At 67.0% G+C, this 2,751-nt stretch carries 1 pseudogene; it reads right to left on the reverse strand.

The annotated features are described in order from the left end of the window. Window positions 1-36: 36 nt before the first annotated feature. Window positions 37-2,751: pseudogene (locus tag PSTU_RS0111350) on the reverse strand (ATP-dependent DNA helicase); the annotation flags it as partial.

Raw genomic sequence — 2,751 nt, forward strand, 5'->3', positions numbered from 1 at the left:
CTATAGCCAGCTACCTGAACAGCCGCAAATGCAGGATCAACGTCGCGCCACCGCCAGCAGTTGCCTGGCCTTGCGCTGGTCGTCTTCGCCCAGCTCCGCCAGCAGCTCCGGTTTATTGCCGATCAGCAGGGCCAGCGGTACGCCGTCGCGATAAAGGATGCGATTGACTGCGGTGGCAGGCACGCGCTCGCCGGGCAGCAGTGTGCCGACCTGATTCAACGGATCGACCGCCGAGACGGCAATCATCTCACCGGCCAGCGGCCGCTTACGCACCTCACGCAACAGACCAACCGCCTCGGGCAAAGCGAACTGTTCACCCGGCACACCCGCCACGAAACGCCCGCCGCGGATGTCGCCCCGCGCTTCGAGCCGATGGTAGACCCGCAGGAGTTCACGCCAGGGCGGCAACCAATCCGCCTCTCGGTCCAGCAGGCGCCAAAACACCACGCCGTAGCGACGCAGCAAGGTCATCGCAACGTGCTCCAGCGCTTCGGGATCCAGCATTGGCCGGCGTGGAGAGGTTTCGGGCGGCGCCGGCACGCCTTTGCGCACCAGCGCCCAGCGACCCGCGTCGGCCATGCCGCCGATGAACGCGCCACCCCGGCTCTGTCGCGAGCTGCGTGAGCGCTTCGCAGCGGGAGCCAGCAACGCACGCAGGCCGGCAAAGCTGTCTGCATTAACCAGCCCTACCGCAACCAGCTCACCTAGCGCATCTTCAAGCTCGCTGCGTAACAGGCGTGCATCCTGCTGCAGCTCGTCGAAAAACAACGCGCCCTGTCCCTGCAACGTCTCGAATACCCGCTGCGCGCGTGATGACAACTCGGGCTGTGGCGCATCACTGGCCAGCGCATACCAGGCTGCCAGCTGCCGGCGCGGAAGCAGCACGATAGGCGTGCCGCGCACCGGCCCGCTGCTGGCTTTGATTCGACCGGCCAGGCGCGTCCAGACGATGCGTCCGGAGCGGCACAGCTCGTCCAGCCAGGTGCCGCCGTAATCCTTCAAGCGCGCCGGCAGCAGGTCGCTCTCCCAGGCGCCTGCCGCGGCCTGGAAGCCTTCAAGTTGCTCGACTACTGTGCCGAGCGCATCGCGGCCCTGCATCCGCGTCACCTCGGACAAGTGCTGCCAGTCGAACAGGAAACGCATGAAATCCGCACGCTCCACCGGTTCGATTTCTCGGCGCAGGCGCTTGACGGTGTAACGGTGGATGCGCGCCAGCATATGTCGCTCGCACCACTCATCGTCTGTTGCGCCAGGTGTGAAGCGACCGCGCAGCACATAGCCCTCCGCCTCCAAACGCGTGAGCGCCAGCGCGACCGCCGACGCCGGTAGGGCAAGCGGCCGGGCAATCAGCGGAACCGGCAGAGGGGCGAAGCCGGTCAGGCGCGAACGGATCAGCTCGACCAGCGCATCGTCTTCACTCGACGGCTGATCGAAGCCAGGCAGCGACGTGAGGACCGGCTCGTAAACCGCTTCGGGATAGATGGACCGCAATAGTGCAAGACGCTCGACCGGCAACCAGAGCGCACGATCCTGCGCGACTTGCATCCTCGTCGCGCGCCCTCCACGAGCCAGCTCGTTCAGCCAGGCAAGCCACTGGGGCTCGGCCTGCACTTCGGCTTCAGCGATACACCCCAGGCCTGTGAGCGCTTCGTGTAGTTCGTCCGGATTGCGCGCCTGGGGCCAGGCTTCGTCCCCGACCGCCTCGATCGCCGCAGCATCCAGCGCACCGAGGTCGTCGGCCGATTCGGGGTCGGTCCAGCGACGGTTGAGCACAGCCTGGGTCCGACGCTCTTCCAGCGGCGCGTCGTCGAGAAAGGCGTAAGGCCTCGCGCCCAGCACTTCCATGGCGAGCGGCGATGGTGCCGGCAGATCACGCGCCAGCAGCTCGATATCGCCCGCCTCGATCCGCTTGAGCAGAGCCAACCAGCCATCGCTGTCCATGGCCTCGTGCAGGCAGTCATTCAGCGTCTGGGCGACCAGGGGGTGATCCGGCACCTCCCGCTCGCCCACGATGTTCTCCAAACAGGCGACCTGGTCCGGAAAGACGGTCGCGAGCAGGTCTTCACTCTTCATGCGCTGTAGCTGCGGCGCGACTTTGCGGCCTCCGGCCATGCGCGGCAGCGCCAACGCGGTGGTCGCGTTCCAGCGCCAGCGCACGCCGAACAGCGGTGCATCGAGCAGCGCCTGGATCAGCACCGCCTCTGCGCTGTTGGGGTGCAGGTAACGCCAGACGTCATCGAGCGGGAAGCTGTGGCTGGTCGACAACGAAAAGATGATCGCATCTTCGGTCGCCGCAGCCTGCAACTCGAAGTTGAACGTGCGGCAGAAGCGCTTGCGCAGCGCCAAGCCCCAGGCACGGTTGATCCGACTGCCGAACGGCGAATGGATGACCAGCTGGGTGCCGCCCGATTCGTCGAAGAAGCGCTCCATGATCAGCCGCTGCTGCGTCGGCAACGCGCCCAGCGCCGAGCGGGCACGAGCGAGGTACTCGACGATCTGGCGAGCCGCGGCGTCTGGCAGGCCGAGCGTGTCGGTGAGCCAGTCGATGGCGGGCATCAGATCGACTGTACGCGCCGCTCCCCCCTCACCCCGGCCCTCTCCCCCCTGGGGCGAGGGAGACCAGCCTGCGGCCACCGGACGCGTCGTAGCGCCCTTCGGCTCCTCCGCTGCCTTTTCCGACGCGGAGCCGGACACATCCGTTACAACCCACTCGGACCGCCCCCTCTCCCCTTCGGGTAGAGGGCTGGGGTG

It is taken from the genome of Stutzerimonas stutzeri SDM-LAC (assembly GCF_000235745.1).
GTDB classification, from domain to species: domain Bacteria; phylum Pseudomonadota; class Gammaproteobacteria; order Pseudomonadales; family Pseudomonadaceae; genus Stutzerimonas; species Stutzerimonas stutzeri_H.